Source organism: Rheinheimera salexigens (assembly GCF_001752395.1).
Classification (GTDB): domain Bacteria; phylum Pseudomonadota; class Gammaproteobacteria; order Enterobacterales; family Alteromonadaceae; genus Alishewanella; species Alishewanella salexigens.
This window is the reverse complement of sequence record NZ_MKEK01000001.1, coordinates 2,722,533-2,745,731: the sequence shown is the minus strand read 5'-3', so window position 1 is coordinate 2,745,731 and position 23,199 is coordinate 2,722,533. Positions and strand designations below refer to the sequence as shown.

23 protein-coding genes are annotated in these 23,199 nt (G+C 42.5%); 21 read left to right on the top strand and 2 right to left on the bottom strand.

Going from position 1 to position 23,199, the window contains the following annotated elements; translation table 11 throughout:
- The 4 genes from BI198_RS12475 to pseI are packed head-to-tail and all read left to right on the top strand — an operon-like array spanning position 1 to position 3,763.
- On the top strand, positions 1–669 hold the full coding sequence (locus tag BI198_RS12475; protein ID WP_074467420.1) for a class I SAM-dependent DNA methyltransferase: 669 nt from the start codon (positions 1–3) through the stop codon (positions 667–669).
- Positions 662–1,357, top strand: a complete 696-nt coding sequence (locus tag BI198_RS12470) for a WbqC family protein (RefSeq protein WP_070049849.1) — start codon at positions 662–664, stop codon at positions 1,355–1,357. Before BI198_RS12475 ends, BI198_RS12470 begins: the two co-directional genes overlap by 8 nt.
- 17 nt (positions 1,358–1,374) lie before the next feature.
- Positions 1,375–2,733 (top strand): NAD(P)-binding protein, encoded by a 1,359-nt coding sequence (locus tag BI198_RS12465; RefSeq protein WP_070049848.1) that lies wholly within the window; start codon positions 1,375–1,377, stop codon positions 2,731–2,733.
- Positions 2,720–3,763, top strand: a complete 1,044-nt coding sequence (gene pseI / locus BI198_RS12460) for a pseudaminic acid synthase (protein ID WP_070049847.1) — start codon at positions 2,720–2,722, stop codon at positions 3,761–3,763. The genes BI198_RS12465 and pseI overlap by 14 nt, the downstream gene beginning before the upstream one ends.
- Here the strand turns inward: pseI and pseC are convergent.
- Both pseC and pseB read right to left on the bottom strand, forming a co-directional pair.
- Positions 3,760–4,911, bottom strand: a complete 1,152-nt coding sequence (gene pseC / locus BI198_RS12455; RefSeq protein ID WP_070049846.1) for a UDP-4-amino-4,6-dideoxy-N-acetyl-beta-L-altrosamine transaminase — start codon at positions 4,909–4,911, stop codon at positions 3,760–3,762. The genes pseI and pseC overlap by 4 nt on opposite strands.
- On the bottom strand, positions 4,908–5,909 hold the full coding sequence (gene pseB / locus BI198_RS12450; RefSeq protein ID WP_070049845.1) for a UDP-N-acetylglucosamine 4,6-dehydratase (inverting): 1,002 nt from the start codon (positions 5,907–5,909) through the stop codon (positions 4,908–4,910). Before pseB ends, pseC begins: the two co-directional genes overlap by 4 nt.
- A 389-nt stretch (positions 5,910–6,298) precedes the next feature.
- Here pseB and BI198_RS12445 point away from each other — a divergent pair, with 389 nt between their 5' ends.
- The 17 genes from BI198_RS12445 to fliR all read left to right on the top strand — a co-directional run bounded on the left by BI198_RS12445 (position 6,299) and on the right by fliR (position 23,193).
- Positions 6,299–7,819: a sigma-54 dependent transcriptional regulator gene (locus tag BI198_RS12445; protein ID WP_070049844.1), complete on the top strand. Its 1,521-nt coding sequence runs from the start codon at positions 6,299–6,301 to the stop codon at positions 7,817–7,819.
- 145 nt (positions 7,820–7,964) lie between these two features.
- Positions 7,965–9,131 (top strand): sensor histidine kinase, encoded by a 1,167-nt coding sequence (locus BI198_RS12440; RefSeq protein WP_235605328.1) that lies wholly within the window; start codon positions 7,965–7,967, stop codon positions 9,129–9,131.
- A 2-nt stretch (positions 9,132–9,133) separates the two neighbouring features.
- Complete coding sequence (locus BI198_RS12435; protein ID WP_070049843.1) at positions 9,134–10,516, top strand: sigma-54-dependent transcriptional regulator; 1,383 nt, start codon at positions 9,134–9,136, stop codon at positions 10,514–10,516.
- 146 nt (positions 10,517–10,662) lie between these two features.
- Positions 10,663–10,998 carry a flagellar hook-basal body complex protein FliE gene (gene fliE, locus BI198_RS12430; RefSeq protein WP_070049842.1) on the top strand — a complete coding sequence of 112 codons (336 nt, stop codon included), beginning with the start codon at positions 10,663–10,665 and terminating at the stop codon, positions 10,996–10,998.
- Positions 10,999–11,011: 13 nt separating this feature from the next.
- Entirely contained in the window at positions 11,012–12,703 is a 1,692-nt protein-coding gene (gene fliF / locus BI198_RS12425; RefSeq protein WP_070049841.1) for a flagellar basal-body MS-ring/collar protein FliF, read from the top strand.
- On the top strand, positions 12,696–13,730 hold the full coding sequence (fliG, locus tag BI198_RS12420) for a flagellar motor switch protein FliG (RefSeq protein WP_070049840.1): 1,035 nt from the start codon (positions 12,696–12,698) through the stop codon (positions 13,728–13,730). The genes fliF and fliG overlap by 8 nt, the downstream gene beginning before the upstream one ends.
- 180 nt (positions 13,731–13,910) lie before the next feature.
- Complete coding sequence (gene fliH / locus BI198_RS12415; RefSeq protein ID WP_083256611.1) at positions 13,911–14,927, top strand: flagellar assembly protein FliH; 1,017 nt, start codon at positions 13,911–13,913, stop codon at positions 14,925–14,927.
- Complete coding sequence (gene fliI, locus BI198_RS12410) at positions 14,927–16,270, top strand: flagellar protein export ATPase FliI (protein ID WP_070049838.1); 1,344 nt, start codon at positions 14,927–14,929, stop codon at positions 16,268–16,270. Before fliH ends, fliI begins: the two co-directional genes overlap by 1 nt.
- Positions 16,267–16,731, top strand: coding sequence for a flagellar export protein FliJ (gene fliJ / locus BI198_RS12405; RefSeq protein WP_070049837.1), 465 nt, complete (start codon positions 16,267–16,269; stop codon positions 16,729–16,731). The genes fliI and fliJ overlap by 4 nt, the downstream gene beginning before the upstream one ends.
- Positions 16,732–16,909: 178 nt before the next feature.
- Positions 16,910–18,628: a flagellar hook-length control protein FliK gene (locus BI198_RS12400; RefSeq protein WP_083256610.1), complete on the top strand. Its 1,719-nt coding sequence runs from the start codon at positions 16,910–16,912 to the stop codon at positions 18,626–18,628.
- 106 nt (positions 18,629–18,734) lie between these two features.
- Complete coding sequence (fliL, locus tag BI198_RS12395; protein WP_070049835.1) at positions 18,735–19,247, top strand: flagellar basal body-associated protein FliL; 513 nt, start codon at positions 18,735–18,737, stop codon at positions 19,245–19,247.
- Positions 19,248–19,259: 12 nt separating this feature from the next.
- Entirely contained in the window at positions 19,260–20,348 is a 1,089-nt protein-coding gene (fliM, locus tag BI198_RS12390; RefSeq protein ID WP_070049834.1) for a flagellar motor switch protein FliM, read from the top strand.
- 5 nt (positions 20,349–20,353) lie between these two features.
- The gene (fliN, locus tag BI198_RS12385; RefSeq protein WP_070049833.1) at positions 20,354–20,737 is read left to right on the top strand and encodes a flagellar motor switch protein FliN; all 384 of its coding nucleotides are present in this window, start codon (positions 20,354–20,356) and stop codon (positions 20,735–20,737) included.
- Complete coding sequence (fliO, locus tag BI198_RS12380; protein WP_070049832.1) at positions 20,737–21,387, top strand: flagellar biosynthetic protein FliO; 651 nt, start codon at positions 20,737–20,739, stop codon at positions 21,385–21,387. Before fliN ends, fliO begins: the two co-directional genes overlap by 1 nt.
- 8 nt (positions 21,388–21,395) lie before the next feature.
- On the top strand, positions 21,396–22,142 hold the full coding sequence (fliP, locus tag BI198_RS12375; protein ID WP_070049831.1) for a flagellar type III secretion system pore protein FliP: 747 nt from the start codon (positions 21,396–21,398) through the stop codon (positions 22,140–22,142).
- Positions 22,139–22,408 carry a flagellar biosynthesis protein FliQ gene (gene fliQ / locus BI198_RS12370; protein WP_070049830.1) on the top strand — a complete coding sequence of 90 codons (270 nt, stop codon included), beginning with the start codon at positions 22,139–22,141 and terminating at the stop codon, positions 22,406–22,408. The genes fliP and fliQ overlap by 4 nt, the downstream gene beginning before the upstream one ends.
- Positions 22,409–22,419: 11 nt before the next feature.
- Positions 22,420–23,193, top strand: a complete 774-nt coding sequence (fliR, locus tag BI198_RS12365) for a flagellar biosynthetic protein FliR (protein WP_070049829.1) — start codon at positions 22,420–22,422, stop codon at positions 23,191–23,193.
- Positions 23,194–23,199: the final 6 nt, after the last annotated feature.

Here is a 23,199-nt window from a genome sequence, read left to right as displayed (position 1 = left end):
ATGACTGATGACTTTTTAGAACACCAGTTACAGAGCTTATCTAAGCATTATGATGAATTAGCGACGAGCCATGGATATTCACATCATGCTGTTCAGCAAAGTAGTAGTGATACCCAGCAGCGACGTTTTGAGGTTTTATTACAGGGTTTCCCTGACTTTAAACATAAAAAAATATTGGATTTTGGCTGTGGAGCTGGGCATTTATTTGCATACCTTAAACAGCAGGGATTTACTGGAGAGTATGTTGGCTATGATATTTCCCCTCAATTATTACAACTTGCTAGGCAGCACCATCCTGAAGCTCGATTTGAGCAGCGCAATATTCTGCAATCAACAGTAACAGAAACTTTTGACCTAATTTTTATCAGTGGCGTTTTTAATAACGATATTGAACATAATCAGCAGTTTATGCAGAAAGTACTCAAAATATTATTTCCTTTATGCCGCCAAGGGCTCGCTTTTAATTGTTTAAGCACTTACGTCGATTTTAAGGCATCGAACTTATATTACTTCGATCCCAGTGTTGTTTTCACTTACTGTAAAGAAAATATCACCCCTTTAATTGCCTTGCGTCATGATTATGAAATTAAACCTGGTGTGGTTCCATTTGAGTTTAGTTGTTATTTAAAGCAAACTGCTATTTTACCTCGTAAGAACAATTATGATTAAAGTCGCTATTAGTCAACCTACTTATCTACCTTGGTTAGGTTACTTCCAGCAAATAGCTCAAGTTGATAGTTTTGTGTTTTTAGACACTGTCCAATTTGAAAAGCAATCTTGGCAATCCCGTAATAGAATTAAAGATCATCAAGATCAGTTGATTTGGTTATCAGTACCAATTCAGTCACATTCGTTGGGTGCAAAGATTCAAGATATAAAATTAGCTCAGCAAGGTTTAAATTGGCAACGTAAGCATCTCAATTCAATTTCAACTTATTTAGGTAAAACGCCTTACCTAAAAGAGGTGCAGCAGCTTTTGCAAGCGGTGTTTGATCAAGAGTTCGATAAACTGGCTGATTTAAACATTGCTTTAATCCGTGCTTTCTGCCAGAAAATGGGTATAAAAACTCAGTTGCTTAGAGCTTCAGAATTAAACGTTTCTGGCAGTAAAACTGATTTGTTATTACAGATCCTGCAGCAGTTGGATGCTGATTGCTATTATGCTAATCAAGGCTCCCGTATTTATTTAGAGCAAGAAGCTAGTCGCTTTGCAGACCTAGAAATTGAATTAAAATATCAACAGTGGGTTCATCCAGAGTACCAACAAAAAGGGCAGGGTTTTATTAGTCATTTGGCATGGCCTGATGCAGTTTGTCATCAAGGATTTGATGCTAAGTTATTGCAGTTACTGAGCTAACGCAGGAGTGATATTGAATGCAAAATGTTGATTACCTAATTGTGGGTGCGGGTATCTCAGGTTTGACTGCAGCATTAACCATTTTAGCTAAAACGCCTAAAGCGAAAGTTACCTTAGTCGATAGTGCCGATACTGCAGGTGGTTTATTACGTTCAGAATCTTTTGCTAATATGCAGTTTGATTTTGGAACTCATATCCCTGAGCAAAGCCGTTACCCAGAGCTGAACCAGTTACTTTTCCCTGCCGAGTTATGTAAAAACTGGCATCAACTAAGCTTTTTAAAAGTGGGGAACTATTTCAATCAACAGTTTAATGAGCGCTCGCAATTTCCTGATTTAAGCCATGATGATGGCTTGATTTATGTGGCATTATTGGAATTGCTGCATACAAATGACAGCGTCTTTGAAGCTGGAAACCTTGAGCATTATTTACATCATCATTATGGCCAAGCTGTAACTAACAACGTCTTTGCACCTTTAATGAAAAAGTTGACGAATCAATCGTTAACAGAGCTGTGTGCATCAGCATTAAAATACTATGGTTTAAATCGATTAATTTATGGCAAGCGGCAACTCAGTATTAATTTAAAAAAAATAAAGCATTTAGATAAAGTTTTAGCTTTTACTGATGATCTAGAAATGCCCCGGCAAAGCAGGTGGTACTATCCTAATCAGCAACAGGGGGTGGGTAACTGGATAAAGCTGTTACAGCAACAAATTAGCCAAAGAGGCGGCCAGTTTTTATTCTCTGAACGCATAAAGAAATGTACAGAAGTTGATGATGGTCAGCTGATTACGTTACAGAGTAATAACCAGATTAAGACTAAAAAGGTGATCTGGACAATTCCTGTTTATAGTGGCTTAAATAATGTTACGCAAACTCGCCCGCAAACTCGTGCTATAAGTATTTTACATTATATTAGTGACGCTCCGCCATCAACTGAATGTCACTATGTGTATTGTCACCAAGCGTCGTTTAATAGTTATCGTGTAACCTTATATAGCAATATACAAGCAGCAGAGCAGAATGCAGATTATCGGTGTAGTGTTGAAGTTATCCATGAGCCTACGCAGATACCATGTGCAGAATTAATTATTAATGAAATCAAAAAAATGGGGCTGTTTAGCATTGAAGCAAGTTTGCAGCATGTTGGTACTAGTGGCCAGAGTTCAGGTTTTCCTGTTCCTTTAGTCGGCAGCGAGCAACAGCGATTAATTCAGTTTGAACAAGTAAAAAAAGCTAATCCAAGTGTGATTTTTATGGGCAGAGCTAAACCTGAATTGTTTTTTATGACCGATGTTTTAGATGATACTTATTTATCGGCACTGCAAACTGTAACTGCAACAACAAAGAGGGATTTGCATGTTCATTATTAATGGCAGGGAGATTTCTACTGAGCAGCCACCTTATATTATTGCTGAAATGTCTGCCAATCATAATGGTAGTATTGAGCGAGCAAAACAAATTATTTTGGCGGCAAAACAAGCCGGTGCCGATGCTGTTAAGCTACAAAGTTATACTGCGGATACCATAACTTTAAATGCTAATTCTGAAGACTTTATGATCCGTGGTGGGTTATGGGATGGCCGAAACCTTTATGAGCTATATCAACAGGCTCAAATGCCATGGCATTGGCATAAACCGCTATTTGAGTATGCCCATCAAATTGGTATCACGATATTTAGTTCTCCTTTTGATACGACGGCAGTAGATCTATTGGAGCAGCTTAATGCTCCCGCTTACAAAGTCGCATCTTTTGAAGCGGTAGACTTACCATTAATTCGTTATATAGCGCAAACTGGCAAACCGATGATAATCTCAACGGGTATGGCAAATGCAGAAGAAATTGCAGAAGCAATTGCAGCCGCTCGTGAAGGCGGTTGTAAACAGTTAGCAATTTTGCATTGCGTCAGTGGTTATCCAGCACCCGCGGCAGACTATAATCTACGAACAATTGCTGATATGCAGCAACAATTTAATATTTTAACCGGATTATCAGATCATACTATAGATAATGTGACGGCTATTACTAGTATCGCGATGGGAGCCAGTATTATTGAAAAACACGTCACCTTAGATCGCAATGGTGGCGGAGCTGACGATAGCTTTTCTTTAGAACCCAAAGATCTACAGGCTCTATGTCGAGACGTGAAAACAGCGTGGCAAGCGTTAGGCCAAGTAAGTTATGCGCGGCAAAGTAGTGAGCAAGGCCATGTTAAATTTAGGCGTTCTTTGTATTTTGTAGCAGATTTAGCCGCCGGCACAACGATTACTGAAGAACATATTCGCAGTGTTAGGCCTGGTTTTGGTTTAGCACCAAAATATTATCATCAGCTAATTGGTCGTCGGCTTAAAGCTGCCGTGCAACAGAACAAGCCGACCAATTGGGATTGCTTTGAAAGCTAATTATCAAGCAGCTGTTGAAGTATCTCGCTTATATATTGCTGCTGTTCACCCGTTAATTCAGGAAACATTGGTAAGCTTATTATCCGCTCGTAAAAATCTTCAGCGATAGGGAAATCGCCCCAATCAAAACCTAACTGCTGGTAATAAGGCTGAGTATGAATGGGAATATAGTGCACATTTACTCCTATACCTGCGTCTCTTAAGCCATCGAACACCAGTTTGCGCTTAGTTTTGTCGTTTAAACGAATAATATATAAATGCCAAGCACTGATATTAGTATCATCTAGCTGTGGTAAGCCTAACGGTAAATTAGCCAATAGCCGATCATAGTTAGCCGCAAGCAGTTGCCGTTTTTGGATAATAGGCATTAAACGTGTGCTTTGGCTTAAGCCCAATGCAGCTTGTATATCTGTCATGCGGTAGTTAAAACCGAGCTGTAACTGTTGATAGTACCAAGCGCCGTGGCTAAGTTCGGTCATTAAGTTATCGTCACGGCTTATACCGTGGCTTCTTAATAAACGCATTTTGTCGGCTAATTCAGGCTTATTGGTAAGCGCAATACCGCCTTCGCCAGTAGTAATTATCTTTACCGGGTGAAAGCTAAAAATACTGATGTCACTATAACGGCAACTTCCCACAGGTTCGTCTTGATATTGTGCACCTACAGCATGAGAGGCATCTTCAATAATACTAAAACCAAACTCTTTAGCTAAATAATATATTTGTTGCATATCGCAACTAGCGCCGGCTAAATGCACCGGTATTACCACTTGTGGCAAGGTATCTGTCAGGCGGGCCTGTTCAAGCTTTTCTCGTAAGCTATCAACGGCCATATTGCCAGTATCAGGTTCGATATCTACAAAATCTACATCAGCGCCACAGTATCGAGCACAATTGGCGGAAGCAACAAAGCTGATGGGTGAAGTCCATACACGGCTGCCAAGGCCAACGCCTAAAGCTAAGCAAGCCAAATGTAAAGCAGATGTGGCACTATTAACCGCAATGGCATGTTGAGCTGTGGTTAGCTCGGCTAAGCGCTGTTCAAAAGCAGGAACGGCTGGCCCCTGAGTTAAAAAGTCACTATGTAGTACCTCTGTTACCGCATCAATATCTGATTGGCTAATATGTTGACGACCATAGGGGATCACAGCATGGCATCCTGATTAAAGAGTTTCATTTGTTCAACGCTTAAAAACTCGGGATTAGTATTAGACGCATATTCAAAATTAGTTGCCACCAGTTTGCCTTGTTCTTGCAGTCCATTGCTTGAAAAATCATTACTACGATTAAAAAATTTAATGGCTGGCGCAATAACGTAATGATCAGCAAATTCATAGGTATGATAAGACATATCACCCGGGCACATCATTTCATGCAATTTTTCACCTGGACGAATACCGACTATTTTAATCGGTAATTCTGGTGCCATGGCTTTGGCTAAATCTACAATACGAATTGATGGAATTTTTGGCACAAATATCTCGCCACCGAGCATGCGCTCAAAATTCTTTAATACAAAATCGACGCCTTGCTGCAGGCTGATCCAAAAACGTGTCATATCGATATGAGTGATAGGAATATGATCGCTACCTTTAGCTTGTAATTGCTGAAAAAACGGTACTACTGAGCCACGAGAGCCGACTACATTGCCATAGCGAACCACCGAAAATCGGGTACGACTGCCGCCAGCCATATTATTAGCGGCGACAAATAGCTTATCGGAAGCCAGCTTAGTCGCGCCATAAAGATTTACTGGGTTGGCTGCTTTGTCAGTAGATAATGCAATTACTTTTTCAACATTATTATCAATAGCAGCATTAATAACGTGCTCGGCACCATTAATATTGGTTTTAATGCATTCCATTGGATTATATTCGGCGGCTGGCACTTGTTTTAACGCTGCGGCATGAATCACGTAATCGACGCCATGCATGGCACGAATTAAGCGTTGCTCATCTCTTACGTCACCAATAAAATAGCGCATACAACTTTGGTTAAACTGCTGCTGCATTTCATATTGCTTTAGCTCATCACGGGAAAAGATAATGATTTTTTTCGGTTTATAACGTGCTAGCAAAGTGGCAGTATATTTATGACCAAAAGAGCCTGTGCCGCCAGTAATTAGAATGGTTTTACCATTAAACATGAAATGCCCTCAGCAGCTGTATTATCAGCCATCTTAGTAATTTTATTGGCTTATCGGCTGGTGCCGAAAACAACCGAAATTAAACCGTAATTAATTCTCAAGATCAATATCATTAAATTACGATCAAGCTGTTAATAAGCTAGCAATTACAATTAGTAATTAATGCTAGCATTCACTACAAGCATTAACTATGCCGCAATTAAGTGTAATTTAATACGATGAGTTAGTAGTAAATAGCTTTAATGACATTAATTACGTTTAATTAAACATAATTCAGCGCTAAAATTTTGACACTGCGTCAAAAAATTAGCCTATTTGGTTGCAAGCTAGCCATTGCTTAGTACAATGACTGCAAAACGAGAACAAAAAATAAGAACCTAAGTAGTACTATGTCGAATAATCCCGCTAGGTCTAATAGCCCCATAACTTATATTGTTGATCAACAGCCTGGTCGTGCTGAGCGTTTAAGTACGGTGCTAGACTTTATTTCTGAGCCGCATCAAAGCTGTGACTTAGCTACATTAAAGTCAAAGCTGGCTGATGATGCTACGGCTGTGGTGCTGTTAGGTGCATTACCCGAACAGCAGCATGCTGAGATTATTCAGCGTTATCCGACAGTGGCGTTTTTATTATTGGGTGAGCCTTTAAAGCCGTTACTACAATTTTCTAATGTGGTGGGGTTGCTTACCGATCCTTTTGCTTATGCCTCTTTAACCCAGTTATTACGCGACTGTCAGTTATATCACCGTTTAATGCCACGCCAACGCCAACATGACTGTAAAGTGCAGTTTGATGGTATGGTCGGTAATTCTGAGCCGATGCGTCAGGTACGATTTTTAATTAAGCAAGTCGCGGCAACCGAAGCTAACGTTTTAGTGTTAGGTGACTCGGGCACGGGTAAAGAAGTGGTGGCGCGTAATATTCATTTATTATCTCATCGTAAGGCGGGGCCTTTTGTGCCCATTAACTGCGGTGCTATTCCGGCAGAGCTGTTAGAGAGCGAATTGTTTGGCCATGAAAAAGGTGCTTTTACTGGCGCGATTTCTACCCGTAAAGGTCGTTTTGAGTTAGCCCAAGGTGGCACACTGTTTTTAGATGAAATAGGCGATATGCCGCAGCCGATGCAAGTAAAGCTGTTACGTGTATTGCAAGAACGCACCTATGAGCGGGTCGGCGGTACTCAAGTGATTAAAGCCGATGTGCGCATCATTGCGGCTACCCATCGCAACCTAGAGCAGATGATTATTGATGGTGGCTTTCGTGAAGATTTATATTATCGTTTAAATGTGTTTCCCATTGAAACACCGTCACTGCAACAACGAACTGATGATTTAGGTTTGCTAATTCAAGCGTTATTACAAGTTAATGCACTGCGTAATAAGGCCAATGTTAAATTTACTGATCGTGCCATTGAAAGCCTTAAGTTACACCCTTGGCCGGGTAATGTGCGGGAATTAGCTAATTTACTAGAACGCATGGTGATTATGTATCCAGAGCAAGTGGTGGATGTGGCCGAGTTACCGTTAAAGTATCGTCATTTAGAGGTTGAAAGCTATCAACCAGAATATCCGGAAAGTTTGCAAGAGCGCGACTTACTGAATGCGTTATTTCAATCTGACGATGACGATTTTGACCAAGATGACGAAGGCACTGATTTAGAGGCTGCGGAAAATGCTGAGCTAGAGCAGAATAACGGCAATGGATCATTTTATGCTAATGGCAATATTAAGCATTTACCCGAAAACGGTTTAGATTTAAAAGAGCATCTGGCCGAGTTAGAGATCCATTTTATTTCGCTAGCATTACATCGCCATGAATATGTGGTGGCCCGAGCGGCAGAAGTTTTAGGTTTACGCCGCACCACTTTGGTGGAAAAAATGCGTAAATATAATCTGAATAAAGAAGACTAACGTTATAAGTCAGTATTTTGACAGTTGAATACTGACTTTTTTGGTTGTAAATTACTTCAAAATCAATTGCTTACATTCAATCTTGCGTTGGCTTGAACCTTGCATTAGCTATAGGACGTTATTGTTTAACTGTTCTAAGGTAGCTATGACTATGGCCAATGCTTTTGCTCTTTCATCCCTTTATACCGCGACCTTACCTTCGGCTAGCTTAAGTATATTACCCTCTCGGTATAGCGAACAAGGCACAGTTGATACCGCTGAGCATAATCAAGCTGATGCCTTATTGCAGGCGTTACCTGCGGCCGTTATTTTATTAGACCAACGTGGTTACGTGTATCAAGCGAATGCGGCAGCAATAGACTTATTAGGTGAGCCGTTAATTGGCGAGCGCTGGTTAGATGTAATTACCCGCAGCTTTAGCCCACGTAGTGATGATGGCTTAGAAGTGTCGTTAAAAGATGGCCGTAGGGTTAAGTTAGCCATTAGCGCCATTGCCGCTTCTTCTGGCCAAGCCCAACCAGGGCAATTAATTATGCTGACCGATTTAACCGAAACCCGTGCTTTGCAAAGCCGGTTAAGTCATCTGCAGCGGTTATCTAGTTTAGGCAAAATGATGGCGTCGTTAGCCCATCAAATTCGCACACCTTTATCTGCCGCTATGTTGTATGCTCAAAATTTAGCTAACCCACGCATTACTATGCAAACTCAACAGCAGTTTCAGCAAAAACTGCAATCACGACTGCAAGATTTAGAACAGCAAGTGAATGATATGCTGTTATTTGCCCGTTCAGATTCCTCTCAAGCCGTTGCGCCTTTTAGTGTTACCGAGCTAGTGACGGCAATTCAAGCCAGTGCCGATGCGATTTTGGTCGCGGCTAATGCCCAGTTAACCGTTACGGTAACGGCACCGCAAGCTTGCATAATTGGCAATATGAATGCCTTAAGTGGCGCCATTTTAAATTTAATTCAAAACAGTTTGCAGGCTAAACCTGAGCAAGCACAGATTAGTTTGAGCATAGCTGAAAGCATAACTGAGAGAAGAGAACAGCCTAATAGTCTGGTTATTGCTGTAACCGATAATGGCCCAGGTGTGGCCAAAGCCATTCAGTCGCAAATTTTTGAGCCTTTTGTTACCAATAAATCGACAGGTACTGGGCTTGGGCTGGCGGTAGTGCAAGCGGTTGCTCACTCACATCATGGTGTTGTTTGTTATAAACCGAGCGAGCAAGGCGGGGCCTGCTTTGAATTAACCTTGCCTATGCAAGCAAGTGAAACAATGCAAACCGCTAACCTGCAACAGAGTGGAGGCTAAGCGTGAAACAAACAATTTTAGTGGTTGAAGACGATGCTGGTTTGCGCGAAGCATTGCAAGATACGTTAATGTTAGCCAGTTATCAGGTGCAAGCGGTTGATAGTGCTGAAGCGGCACTATTATTGTTAAAGCAGCAGCCATTTCAATTAGTGGTGTCGGATGTGCAGCTAGGCGGTGTTTCTGGCTTAACCTTATTAAAAACCTTACGTGAGCATTATCCACAGATACCGGTATTAATTATGACCGCCTATGCCACCGTGCAAGCGGCGGTAGAAGCGATTCGTTTAGGCGCTATTGATTACCTAGCCAAGCCATTTTCACCGGAAGTATTGGTCAACACTGTTAGCCGCTATGTTAGCGCTGAGGCCATAACCACTATAGAGCCGATTGTTGCGGCTGAAAGTAGTAAGCAGTTACTCACGTTGTGTGGCCGTGTGGCCCGTACCGATGCTAACGTGATGATTTTAGGCCCTAGTGGCTCGGGTAAGGAAGTGTTGGCGCGCTATATTCATCAATTATCTGAGCGAAACCAAGGGCCTTTTATTGCCATAAACTGCGCGGCCATTCCTGAGAGTATGTTGGAATCAACTTTATTTGGTTATGAAAAAGGCGCCTTTACTGGCGCGATAGCAGCATGCCCAGGTAAGTTTGAACAAGCCCAGCGTGGCACCATTTTGTTAGATGAAATTACCGAGATGGATTTAAACCTGCAAGCTAAGTTGCTACGGGTGTTACAAGAGCGCGAAGTTGAGCGTTTAGGCGGCCGTAAAACCATTAAATTGGACGTTCGTGTACTCGCCACCAGTAACCGCAATTTAAAACAAGCGGTGGCCGATGGCGTATTTCGTGAAGACTTATTTTATCGCTTAAATGTGTTTCCATTAACTTGGCCTGCTTTAGCCGAGCGCGCTGAGGATATCGTGCCTTTAGCCGAGCACTTTATTGCTAAATATTGCCGCAATGAAGGCCGCACTATTGCCAAACTCAGCACGGATGCCGCAGCACGATTGAGCCACTATTCTTGGCCGGGTAACGTGCGCGAGCTGGATAATGTGATCCAGCGGGCATTAATTATCTCTAGTGCTGATGAAATTCAAGCCGCAGATATTATGCTGGAATGTAGTGAAAGCATTCCAATGTCATCATTTAGTTCAGCAGAAGCTGAGCCTGTCGCTAATGCTCCTGTTTTAGCTGATTCGGCATTGGATAGCGCAGCTGACTTTAAAACTAGCGTGCATGATCAAGAACATCGAATTATTTTGGCGACCATGAAAGCTTGCGCCAATAAACGCAAAGATGTGGCTGAAAAGCTCGGTATTAGCGATCGCACTTTGCGCTATAAGTTAGCCCGAATGCGTGAGCATGGCATTGATATTCCGGTTTGATATCAGAAAACGGGTGCTAGACACCCGTTTTTTTATGGCTATAGCCAGTTGGTTATAATTGGCACAGTTAATGCTTTGTATATAACTAATAGTTAAACAACTAGTTAAAAAGCTAGTTAAACAGCAATTTTTTGACAGGTGAAGCGATGAATATCAAAGGCCCAAACTTATATGCCGAAATGCAATCAATGGCAGTGCAAGCTCGAGCTGTTGGTACTGAGCTAAAGCTTAAAAATACTGCTGAAGTTAACCCTAGCCAAACAGATTTTAGTCAGTTATTAACCCAAGCCTTGGGCAATGTTAATAACCTGGCGCAAGAAACAGGACAACTACGTAACGCACTGGAAATGGGCGATCCTAATGTGTCTTTAGCCCAAGTGATGATAGCCAGTCAAAAATCGTCATTAGCGTTTGAAGCCACGGTGCAAGTGCGTAACAAACTGGTTGAATCGTATAAAGAAATTATGTCGATGCCGGTATAGGGAGTAATAATAAGTGGCTGATAATCAATCAACCGAACTGGCATTAAGTGGTAATGACTACGCCAGCGGTGAACAACAAGAACATAAGCCTAGTTTTATTGGCTCTTTTGCAGGGACTGATTTAGTTCGGCAAATTACTATGGTTGTCGCCTTAACCATTTGTTTAGCCATTGCCATTTTAATTGTATTTTGGGCTAAGCAGCCTGAATTACGGCCGCTGGGTACTTATGCCACGGAAGAGCTGATCCAAACCTTAGATCATTTAGATTCGCAAAAAGTAAAGTATGAATTGCAAGGCAGCGTGATATTGGTGCCTGAAGATGAGTTTCAAAAAATTAAGTTGTCTTTATCTCGGGCCGGTTTAACCAAAGAAGCCTCAACCGGCACTGAATTTTTATTAAAAGATAGCGGCTTTGGCGTTAGTCAGCGCTTAGAAACCGAACGCTTAAAGCATAGCCGTGAACAACAATTAGCCCGTACCATTGAAGAGTTGCAAAGTATCTCGCGTGCTCGGGTGTTATTAGCCATTCCTAAAGAAAACGTATTTGCCAGAAAACAAAAACTGCCTTCTGCCACAGTGTTAGTGACAGCTAGAGGTGGCACAGTGATCCGTGATAGTGAAGTTGATGCTATTGTCGATATTATTGCCTCAGCGGTACAAGGTTTAGAGCCAACGCGGGTAACGGTTACTGATCAAAGTGGTCGCTTATTAAATAGCGGTTCACAAAGTGCTACATCGGCACGTTCACGTCGTGAATATGAGTTGCAGCGTACGCGTGAAGCTGAATACAGACAAAAAGTTGACTCTATTTTAATGCCGGTATTAGGTTACGGTAACTATACTGCCGAAGTCGATTTGCATATGGACTTTACCGCTACCGAGCAAACCCAAAAACGCTTTAATCCAGATTTACCGGCTGTGCGCAGTGAAATGACGGTTGAAGAAAGTAATGTTGGCAGCCTAAGCGGCGGTATTCCGGGCGCGTTATCTAATCAGCCACCATTAAATTCAACTATTCCTGAACAAGCCACAACCGAAAGTAAGCAACAAATTATTCCTGGTCGTAGCCATAAAGAAGCCACGCGTAATTATGAATTAGATACCACTATTAGCCATATTACTCAGCAAAGTGGTGTTATTAGGCGCTTAAGTGTATCGGTTGCGGTAGATTATAAGCCTAGTGTAGATGGCGCAGCGCCAGAGCCGCGTAACCAGGCAGACATCATGAATATTCGTCGCTTATTACAAGGTGGTATCGGTTTTGATGCCCAACGTGGTGATGTAGTAGAAGTGATATCGGTGCCGTTTATTAAAGATACCATTATTGATTTTCAGCAACCGGCGTTTTATACCGAAGAATGGTTTACTCGGTTAATACGGCTGATTATTGGTGGTTTAATTGTTATTGTGCTGCTGATGTTTATTGTGCGGCCAATGCTGAAGAAATTGATTTACCCAGAAGATACTAAAGACGCTTATGATGAAAAATCTATGAGCAAAGGCTTAGACTTGGGTGAAGACACAATTGACATGTTAAACTCATCTTTTGATGAAAATTCGGTTGGTTTCGCGGCAGATGGCACCTTAATGCTGCCAGACTTACATGGCGATGATGATCTATTACGCGCAGTTCGGGCCTTGGTTGCCAATGAGCCTGAATTGTCTTCTTTAGTGGTAAAAAATTGGTTGGCTGAAGATGAGTAGCTTAGAAGCAACAAAACCTACCTTTGATGTAGGTAAACTCGACGGCGTAGAAAAGGCCGCTATTTTATTGCTGAGTTTGTCTGAAGAAGACGCGGCGCAAATTTTAAAACACTTAGAGCCAAAGCAAGTGCAAAAAGTGGGCATGGCGATGGCGCAAATGGTTGATTTAAACCAAGCTAAAATCTCTGCAGTGCATAGTTTGTTTATTGAACAAATTCAGAACTTTAGTACCATTGGTTTCCAAAGTGAAGAGTTTATCAAGCGGGCATTAACCGCCGCTTTAGGTGAAGAAAAAGCGGCTAACTTAATTGATCAAATTGTCTTAGGTGGCGGTGCTAAAGGCTTAGACTCGTTGAAGTGGATGGACTCTAAGCAAGTAGCCAGCATTATTCGTAATGAACACCCGCAAATTCAAACTATTGTGTTGTCTTATTTAGAGCCTGAGCAATCGGCAGAGATTTTATCGCAGTTTCCTGAGAAGGTGCGGTTAGATTTAACCATGCGTATTGCCAACTTAGAAGAAGTGCAACCAGCGGCATTACAAGAATTAAACGAAATTATGGAAAAACAATTTGCCGGTCAAGCGGGTACGCAAACGGCGAAAATGGGTGGCTTAAAAGCTGCGGCAGATATTCTTAACTATATGGATACTAACGTTGAAGGCCTGCTAATGGACGCTATTCGTGAAAATGACGAAGAAATGGCCCAGCAAATTCAAGACTTAATGTTTGTATTTGAAAACCTAGTAGATGTTGATGACCGGGGTATTCAAACCTTATTACGTGAAGTGCAACAAGATGTGTTAATGAAGGCATTAAAAGGCACTGACGAAAACTTAAAAGAGAAAATTTTAAGAAATATGTCTAAACGCGCCGCTGAATTATTACAAGATGATTTAGAAGCGATGGCACCAGTACGAGTAAGTGATGTTGAAGCCGCCCAAAAAGAAATACTATCAGCTGCACGACGGTTATCTGACGCCGGTGAAATTATGCTCGGTGGTGGTGGTGGTGATGATTTCTTATAAATGATTTCTGATAACTGACTTTTTATCGCTAACTTATTAATATTGGGCTGGCGTATAAAACCTAGCAAGGGCTAGATAATATTGGTGTTATTTTGCGGTAAAAGGTATGTCTGGCATGAGTGATAAAAAAACTTTAATTACGGTCGGCCATTTTCGCCGGATGACGAAACCGAACAGCAACTGCAGCATTGGTTTACGCCTGATTTAACGGCTGACCAAGCCGCAGGTCAGCCTAAAACCAATGCATTAAATATATCGACTACTAGCAACAAATCAGCCCAAGCTGATGAGCAAGAAGAATTTAATATAAAGCCGTTAACTGCAACCGATATGGAGCAAATTCGTCAAGCCGCTTATGACGAAGGCTTTGCCGAAGGTAAAGAAGAAGGTTTTAGTAAAGGGTATGCTGAAGGGCGCGAGCAAGGCCAGCAAGATGGCATGGTACAAGGCCAAGCCGAAGGTAAGAAAAACGGCTTAGCCGACGCTGAGCAAGAGTTAACCGCTCAGCGCGAACAATTAACGGCATTACTGAGTCAATTACAGCAACCGTTATTAGCCGTTAACGAACAAGTGAAGCAGCAACTATTACAACTCAGTTTAGCCATGGCCCAAGCCGTGATTGCGGTAGAAGCTAAAACTAATCCTGATGTTATTTTACAAGCCATATCTGATGCCACCTCGGCGTTACCGCTACAAAGTAAAAATGTCGTTATTAAACTAAACCCAATTGATATTGCTAAGGTTGAGCAGTTTTATTCCGCAGCAGATATCACTAAAAATGGCTGGCAGCTAACACCGGCGGTTAATGTAAGCGAAGGCGGTTGTTTAGTACAAAGTACCTTATCTAGTGTGGATAGAAGCTTAGAGCAGCGCATTGAAACCAGCTTGGCGCATTTTATTGAGTTAGAGCAATTGGACAAACAAGATGCGGCGAAAAACATTGCTGATAGCCCAGATAGCAATGTCTCAGAGGATCTGAGCTCAGAAAGAGAGAGCCCAGAAGGCGAGCACTCAAAAAATCAGGCAGCAGAATCAGCTGCCGACGATAAGAATGCTACCGACCCAGAAGCCACCGACCCAGAAGCTACAGAGCCTGCAGCAGCCGAGCAAAACTATACGGCAGCTGAAGAGTCACACCTTGATGCGTCTAGCAAAGCTAATCGCCGCTTAGATAAAGACTTGGACGAAGAGCAATAATGTCTAGCAGCGATATTCTCAGCAGCTTTTTACAGCAGCAGCAACAATATATTCAAACAGTGCGACCTGCGGTTGCTGGTCATTTAGTCCGTGTTGTTGGCCTGACACTAGAAGCAACGGGCTGCAGCGCTGCTATTGGTCAGCCGTGTATGGTTGAAGCCGCCCAAGGCGAAATTATGGCTGAAGTGGTGGGCTTTGCTAATGATCGTATTTTTTTAATGCCCAAAGATGATGTTTCTGGCGTCGTACCAGGGGCAAAAGTGACACCACTACTGAATTATAAAGGTGTACCACTTAGTTTAAACCTACTGGGTAGAGTTATCGATGGTGTAGGTGCACCGTTAGATGGCAAAGGACCCATTGCTACCACTGAATATGCTACCGCCAAAGGTAAACCGATAAACCCGTTATTACGCCGGCCGATTAAGCAGCCGTTAGATGTAGGCGTGCGAGCTATTAATAGCATTATCACTGTGGGTAAAGGCCAGCGTATGGGCTTATTTGCAGGCTCGGGTGTGGGTAAAAGTGTGTTATTAGGCATGATGACCCGCGGTACAGCAGCAGATGTAATTGTGGTTGGCTTAGTGGGCGAGCGTGGCCGCGAAGTAAAAGAATTTATTGAAGAAATACTTGGCGAAGAAGGTAAGGCACGTTCAGTGGTGATTGCTGCCCCTGCCGACGTGTCGCCATTAATGCGTTTAAAAGGCTGTGAAACTGCAGTGCAAGTGGCCGAGTACTTTAGGGATCAAGGCTTAGATGTGTTGTTGCTCATTGATTCTATTACTCGTTATGCCCAAGCCCAACGCGAAATTGCCTTAGCGGTAGGCGAGCCACCGGCAACTAAGGGCTATCCGCCCTCGGTATTTGCTAAGTTACCGGCGTTGGTAGAACGCGCGGGTAATGGTTCTGGTAGCCAAGGGTCTATTACGGCGTTTTATACTGTTTTATCCGAAGGCGATGATTTACAAGATCCCATAGCTGATGCATCGCGGGCGATTTTAGATGGCCATATCGTGTTATCTCGCACTTTAGCTGATTCAGGCCACTTTCCGGCTGTTGATATTGAAAAATCGATAAGCCGAGTAATGCCAGCGGTAACCAGTATGGAGCATCAATATCAAGCCCGAGCCATTAAGCAACTGTATGCCAGCTTCCAGCAAAGTAAGGACTTAATCGCTATTGGTGCCTATGTTCGCGGTAGTGATCCGCAGCTAGATAAAGCCATTGCTATGATGCCGAAAATTAATCAGTTTTTGCAACAAGGCATGACCGACGTTATTCCTTATGACGAGAGTTTGCAGCAACTTAATCAGATCATGCCTTTAAGCCAAGGTAAATTATGATAAATCATCGTTTTGCTATGTTGATTAAAGTACAACAGCAGCGCGAAGAAAAACTACAAGCGCAGTTTATAAATGCTCAGCAGTTTTATCAGCAAACCGAGCAAAAGTATCAAGGTTTAGCTAATTACCGCACCGAATATATTCTGCAAAGCCAGCAACAAGGTAGCTCTGGGTTACAAAGCCGGCAGTATAATCAGTTTGTTAGCTTTATAGGTAAGTTGGATCAAGCCTTAGTTCAGCAAACCAAGGCGATGCATCAAGCGCGGCAAGTAGCCGAGCAGCGCAAGCAAACTTGGTTAGAAATGCAGAAAAAACGTAAAGCTTTAGAGTTATTAGTGCAACGTGAACAAACAGCTGCCTTGCAGCAACAGATGAAACAAGAACAAAAAACGGCTGATGAATATGCCAGCCAATTATTTATGCGTCGGTTAGCCTTAGAAAAAAGCGCTGAGAATAGCTAAATTTGGATTTAAAACGCTGCTGTCTACTACATTGGCCTGAAATTTGTATGTAAAACATAAGCGATAGAATTTTAGCTCAATGCTTTTACTAAAAGCTTAGCATTAGTCGCTTTAGTGGGTGCTTTACAAGTGCTCGGTCATTACAGCACGCAGGTTCAGGCAGGATCAGGAGATTTCGATGTCAAGTGGACAGGTTTCAATGTTGCTAAGCAGTGTAGGCAGTGCAAATAGCGCAGATAGCGCTTTACGCCAAGGGCCAAAAGACAATGCTTTTAGTGCTATTTTAGCCAAAGAAACATCAGATAAGTCTTTTATTCAGCAGCGGCAAGTTCCTGCCGCCGTCAGCCATTTCTCTGAAGCCAGCAGCGAAAAAAAGACTGAAAGCGCTGATACAGCCAATGCTGATACTGGGTCTAACATAGCTGCCGATGCGGCGGATGAATTGTTATCTAGCAACTTATTACAGCAAATAGCCTTAACTAATTCTAACAAAGCGATTTCTAACGACAACAGCCTTGCTGGCGCTAACGCTAAAGGAATATCTATTAATGAACAAGGCAATAACTCGGACCAAGATAATGCCGAATCAGACTTATTAGCAGAATTAGCAGAATTAGCAGATGCTAAAGCGATTGCTGCAACGGATATAAGCCAAGACGGCTCTGAGCAAACAGATGCTAAACCGGCTGATACCATAAAAGCTGATAGCCAATTAATAACAAGTCAATTGCAAACTCAGTCTGCAAAGTCGGATAAAGTTGAAGCAAGTACAAGCAAAACCGCCGAACAGTTAACTAAAGCTGAAAAGTTAGCCGCTGCAGCGGCGATAAGCACTAAGCCGGTGATCAGTAATGGACCCGTTACGATTACTGATGATGCTGAACCCGTCATAAAACTGCCGGAGCATGCAGACAAAATAGCAGGTTTCGCAGACAAGCAGGCAAAGCCAGCTGACAAGCAGCCTACTAAAGCAGATGGCACAACAACTAGCGACGCCGAATCATTAACAGCCTTAACTAAAGCGACTGCATCAGCTGACGATAGCGCAAAACAGGTGGCAACGGCTGTGACAGATGCAGCGAAAAGCGATAAAGCTCAAGCTAATTCTTCTAAGACTGCGTTTTCAGCTACTGCAGCTAACTTAGCTAGCAAGGCCGATACCAAAACAGATACTAAAGCTGATGCTAAATTTGTAGCCGAAGCTAAGGGCAACCAGAGCCAGGCACAAACCGGGCCAGATAAATTGACAACTGCAGCTCAGCACACAGATGCAGCGGCGACTGCATCTGAGAAAGCGCCTGAAAAGCTTGCTGATAAAGTGACGCCTACAAATTCTGCTGTTACTGCAGCGCGCTCAGAGCAGGGCTTTTCTGCAACTTTAGCTAACGCGCAAGCGACGGCTATGGAATCACGTTTAGCGACGGCAACCAATAATTTAGCGCCAACGACAACGCATGCTGAGCAATTAAAGCAAAGCATTAACTTAATGCAGCAAGATGCCGCAGGGCATATGCGACAGCAGGTGAGTTTAATGTTAAGCCAGCAGATACAAAAAGCCGAAATTAGGCTTGATCCCGCTGGGCTGGGTATGATGCAAATAAAAATAGATATGCAGCAAGATCAGGCAACGGTGCAATTTACCGTGCAACAGCATCAAGCTAAAGAGCTAATAGAGCAACAATTGCCACGTTTGCGTGAAATGTTGCAACAACAAGGTATTCAACTGGCTGAAGGCCAAGTGCAGCAGCAGTCGCAACAACAGCAACGGCAGTTAGCACAGCAACAACAGCAGCAAAATCAGCAATTAGCCGGCGAAAGCTCTAATGAAGAACAACTTGGCATGCCAATCCAAGTAACGGTAAAGCATTCAGATCGTTTAGTAGATTATTATGCGTAAATGACTTGGCTAAATCACTTGGCTGGCAAGAAAGCACGTACAAAGATTTACATTATCTAGCTTAGAGCCGCATAATAGCGCAAGAGTAATTATAGGTAGTTAAAACATGGCAGCAGACAAAGATTTAGTGATCACAGAAGGGTCGGGTAAGAAGAAAACTATTATGATCGCAGCAGGGGTTTTAATATTGTTGCTGGCAGGCGGTGGGTATTTTTTTCTGTTTAATGGTCAAGATAAGCAAACTATGAATAATGGTGCTGAATCGGCGACCGACAGTACTAACCTTAAAACAACGACAGGCTCTGCGCTATATGTGCCATTACCTCGTCCGTTTGTGTTTAATGTGCCTGGTAGTGCTCGGGATAGAATGGTGCAAATAAAAGTACAATTATTGGTACGTGGTAAAGAAAACGAAAGTTTAGCAATGCGCCATATTCCGCTGATTGAAGGTAGTTTGTTAGAGACATTTAGCTCGGGCAATGCCGATGATTTAAGTGCACCCTCTGGCCGAGATGTCTTAAAAAATAATGCATTAAGTAATTTGCAACAAGAATTATTAGAAGTAGTGGGTTCGGTGGTAGTAGAAGAAGTACTTTTCACCGGTTTTGTTATGCAATAAGAGTGAGCAGCCGTGACCGATTTATTGTCACAAGACGAAATTGATGCGCTATTGCATGGTGTCGATGACGTTGAAGAAGAAGAGGTAGAAGAAACCGGCAAAGGTACAAGCCGCTCTGCTGCTGAATACGATTTCTCGTCGCAAGATCGGATTGTGCGCGGACGTATGCCTACGTTAGAAATGGTAAATGAGCGCTTTGCCCGTCATATGCGGATTAGCTTATTTAACATGATGCGGCGTACTGCTGAAGTATCCATTAACGGCGTGCAAATGATTAAGTTTGGCGAGTATGTACATACTTTATTTGTACCTACTAGCTTAAATATGGTGCGGTTTAGACCTTTAAAAGGCACTGGCTTAATTACCATGGAAGCACGGCTAGTCTTTATCTTAGTAGATAACTTTTTTGGTGGTGATGGTCGTTATCATGCCAAAATTGAAGGTCGTGAATTTACGCCAACCGAGCGGCGTATTATTCAAATGTTATTAAAGCTTATTTTTGAAGATTATAAAGAAGCTTGGTCACCGGTAATGGATGTGTCTTTTGAATATCTTGATTCTGAAGTCAACCCAGCCATGGCGAATATTGTTAGCCCAACTGAAGTGGTCGTTATAAGTTCTTTTCATATTGAGCTAGACGGCGGTGGCGGTGATTTTCATGTTGCCTTGCCGTATTCAATGTTAGAGCCAATTAGAGAGCTTTTAGATGCGGGTGTGCAAAGCGACAAAGAAGATACTGATATGCGCTGGAGTAAGGCGCTACGCGACGAAATAATGGACGTTAAGGTTGATCTTAGTACTAAAATGCTTGATGTCGATATTAGCCTGCGTGAATTAATGGAATTAAAAGCCGGTGATATTATTCCGATAGAAATGCCTGAACATATAACGGTATTAATTGAAGATTTACCGACTTATCGCGGCAAGTTAGGCCGCTCGCGGGATAATGTGGCGGTGAAAATTACTGAGAAAATAAAACGACCAGAATCGGTAAAATCAGAATTGCACGTATTTACAAAAGGCGGCCGCCGTCTTGATAGCGACGCAGATATCAATGAATTAGAAGCGGATCTGAATTTGTCAGATCAGGATAAAAGGTAATAAAAATGGCTGATGATAAAGACACCATGGACGAATGGGCAGCAGCAATGGCAGAAGCCGAAGGCGGCGCTGAAGCGGTTGACTTAGAAGAATTACGTGATGAAAAATCAAGCATTTCTGCCGATGAAAAGCGTAAGCTTGATACTATTTTAGATATTCCGGTTACCATTTCGATGGAAGTAGGTCGAGCTAAAATAAGTATTCGTAACTTATTGCAGCTAAACCAAGGTTCAGTAGTAGAGCTAGAGCGTGTTGCTGGCGAACCATTAGATGTGTTAGTCAACGGCACTTTAATCGCCCACGGCGAAGTGGTGGTAGTGAACGATAAGTTTGGTATTCGCTTGACCGACGTGATTAGCCAAATTGAACGTATTAAGAAACTGCGTTAATGCTGCTTAATGTAACTAAAGCGGCTTTAGCGCTGCTGCTGGCGCTACTATTAACCAGTGTTAGTAGTAGCGCTGTGCTGGCGCAACAAAGCGCTACAGCTGTTGCTGCAGAGGCTTCTGCTGATAAAGAGCCCGTAGCGAGTGAAAAGCCTAAATCGTCTGAGCAGGCTTTAGTTGATGCAGAGCCATTGGCTAAAACAGAGCCCTCAGCTATAAAAGAGCCCTCAGCTATAAAAGAACCTTTAGCAGAAACACAATCTTCTGCAGAAATAAAGCCAATATCCAGCAGTGACAAACCGACAACGCCTGCTGCGTTAACCGCTAAGCCTACGCAACCAGGTAGTTCAGGTTTAAGCTTAGGTAAAATGGCCATTTCTTTGGCGATCGTGGTGTTAATTGTTTTAGCACTGGGCTGGACCTTCAAAAAATTGACGTTACGCCTGCCAGGTAGCCGACATATAAAAATAATTTCCACTTTATCTTTAGGCCCTAAAGAGAAGCTGTTAGTCATTGAAATGCAAGGGAAACAACGCGTTTTAGGTGTCACTTCAAACAACATAAATTTGCTGTTTGAACTAGAAAATCCACTACCAGAAGAAAAGTTGGCATCAGACTTTCATACACAGTTACAATCGTTCCTAAAAAAATAGAATGAACTATGTTGCGACTGTTGTTTCTGGTGCTAATTTTATTCGTTAGCCCCGAGGTTTTTGCTGATAATGGTGCACTATCTGCACTAAAGATAACCACTAATGCTGATGGTAGTCAGGAATATAGCGTAACACTGCAAGTGTTAGCGTTAATGACGATGCTGAGCTTTATTCCAGCGCTCGTGATTATGATGACCTGCTTTACCCGGATTATTGTGGTGTTGGCAATATTGCGCCAAGCCATTGGCTTGCAGCAGTCACCGTCTAACCAAGTGTTAATAGGTATTACGTTATTTTTAACGTTTTTTATTATGGCTCCGGTGTTTAAAGACATTAATGACTCTGCCATTCAGCCTTATCTCACCGAAGAAATATCGCCGATACAAGCTTTAGAAACTGCCATAGTGCCAATAAAAGGCTTTATGCTGCATCAAACCCGCACTAAGGATTTAGATACCTTTGCGCAAATTGCCGGTTTAGAGCTAGCAGAAAACCCGCAAGATTATCCCATTACTGTGGTGATACCGGCCTTTATTACCAGTGAATTAAAAACCGCGTTTCAAATCGGCTTTATGCTGTTTATTCCGTTTTTGATTATCGACTTAGTGGTGGCCAGTGTCTTAATGGCTATGGGTATGATGATGTTATCGCCAATGATTATCTCATTGCCGTTTAAGCTAATGATGTTTGTGTTAGTTGATGGCTGGGTGCTGGTGATGGGAACCTTGGCTACCAGTTATGGAGTCGGCACATGAGTCCAGAGGTGTTTGTCGATGTGCTACGTGATGCACTATTTTTAGTTATCTTGCTGGTTAGCGCCATTATTTTGCCGTCACTATTTGTCGGCTTATTAGTTGCGGTATTTCAGGCGGCGACCTCTATTAACGAACAAACACTGAGTTTTTTACCGCGCTTAATTGTTACCTTATTATCACTCATTTTTGGTGGTCATTGGTTAACGCAAACCATCATGGAGTTTACCCATGAGTTATTCCTTAGTATTCCAACCGTGGTAGGGTAGCCGAGCGGATTATGGAATTCCCGTTAAGCATTTTAATGCAAACCATTGCTGATTATTTACTGCCGTTATGTCGGGTAACGGGGATGTTTTTAATTATGGCCGGTATTGGCGTGCGCAACGTGCCGATGCGAATTAAAACCGGTTTAGTGGTAATGATTACCTTAATTATTATGCCAACGCTTCCCCCAGTAGAAAATACCAACTTAATGTCTGGCCAGATGATCATTGAAGTTTTATTGCAATTAATGATTGGTTTTGCCCTAGGCTTTATATCTTTATTATTCATTACCACTTTCGTTGTTGCTGGCCAGTTATTAGCGACTCAAACCGGTTTAGGTTTTGCGTCTATGGTCGACCCAGCCAGTGGCGTAAGCGTGCCAGCGATTGGTCAGTTTTACTTAATTTTAGCCACGTTATTATTTTGGTTATTTGATGGCCATTTAATTATGATCCAGATGTTAGTGTTTAGTTTTGAAACATTACCGATAAACGGCGAGTGGTGGGAAGTGAGTAGTTATTGGGTGGTGCTTGAGTTTGGTGGTTGGATGTTCGCTACTGCTTTAGCTATTGCCTTAGCACCTATTATTTCGATGTTAACGGTGAATTTATCTTTCGGTATTATGACTCGCGCCGCGCCGCAGCTTAATATCTTCTCGATAGGCTTTCCTATCACCATGTTATCGGGCTTAGTTATTTTATGGTTAACCTTAGATACGTTTTTATTCCATTTCGACAAACAGTGGCAGCACAGCATCGAGTATAGCTGTCGCCTAATTGGCTGTTAAGGGAGC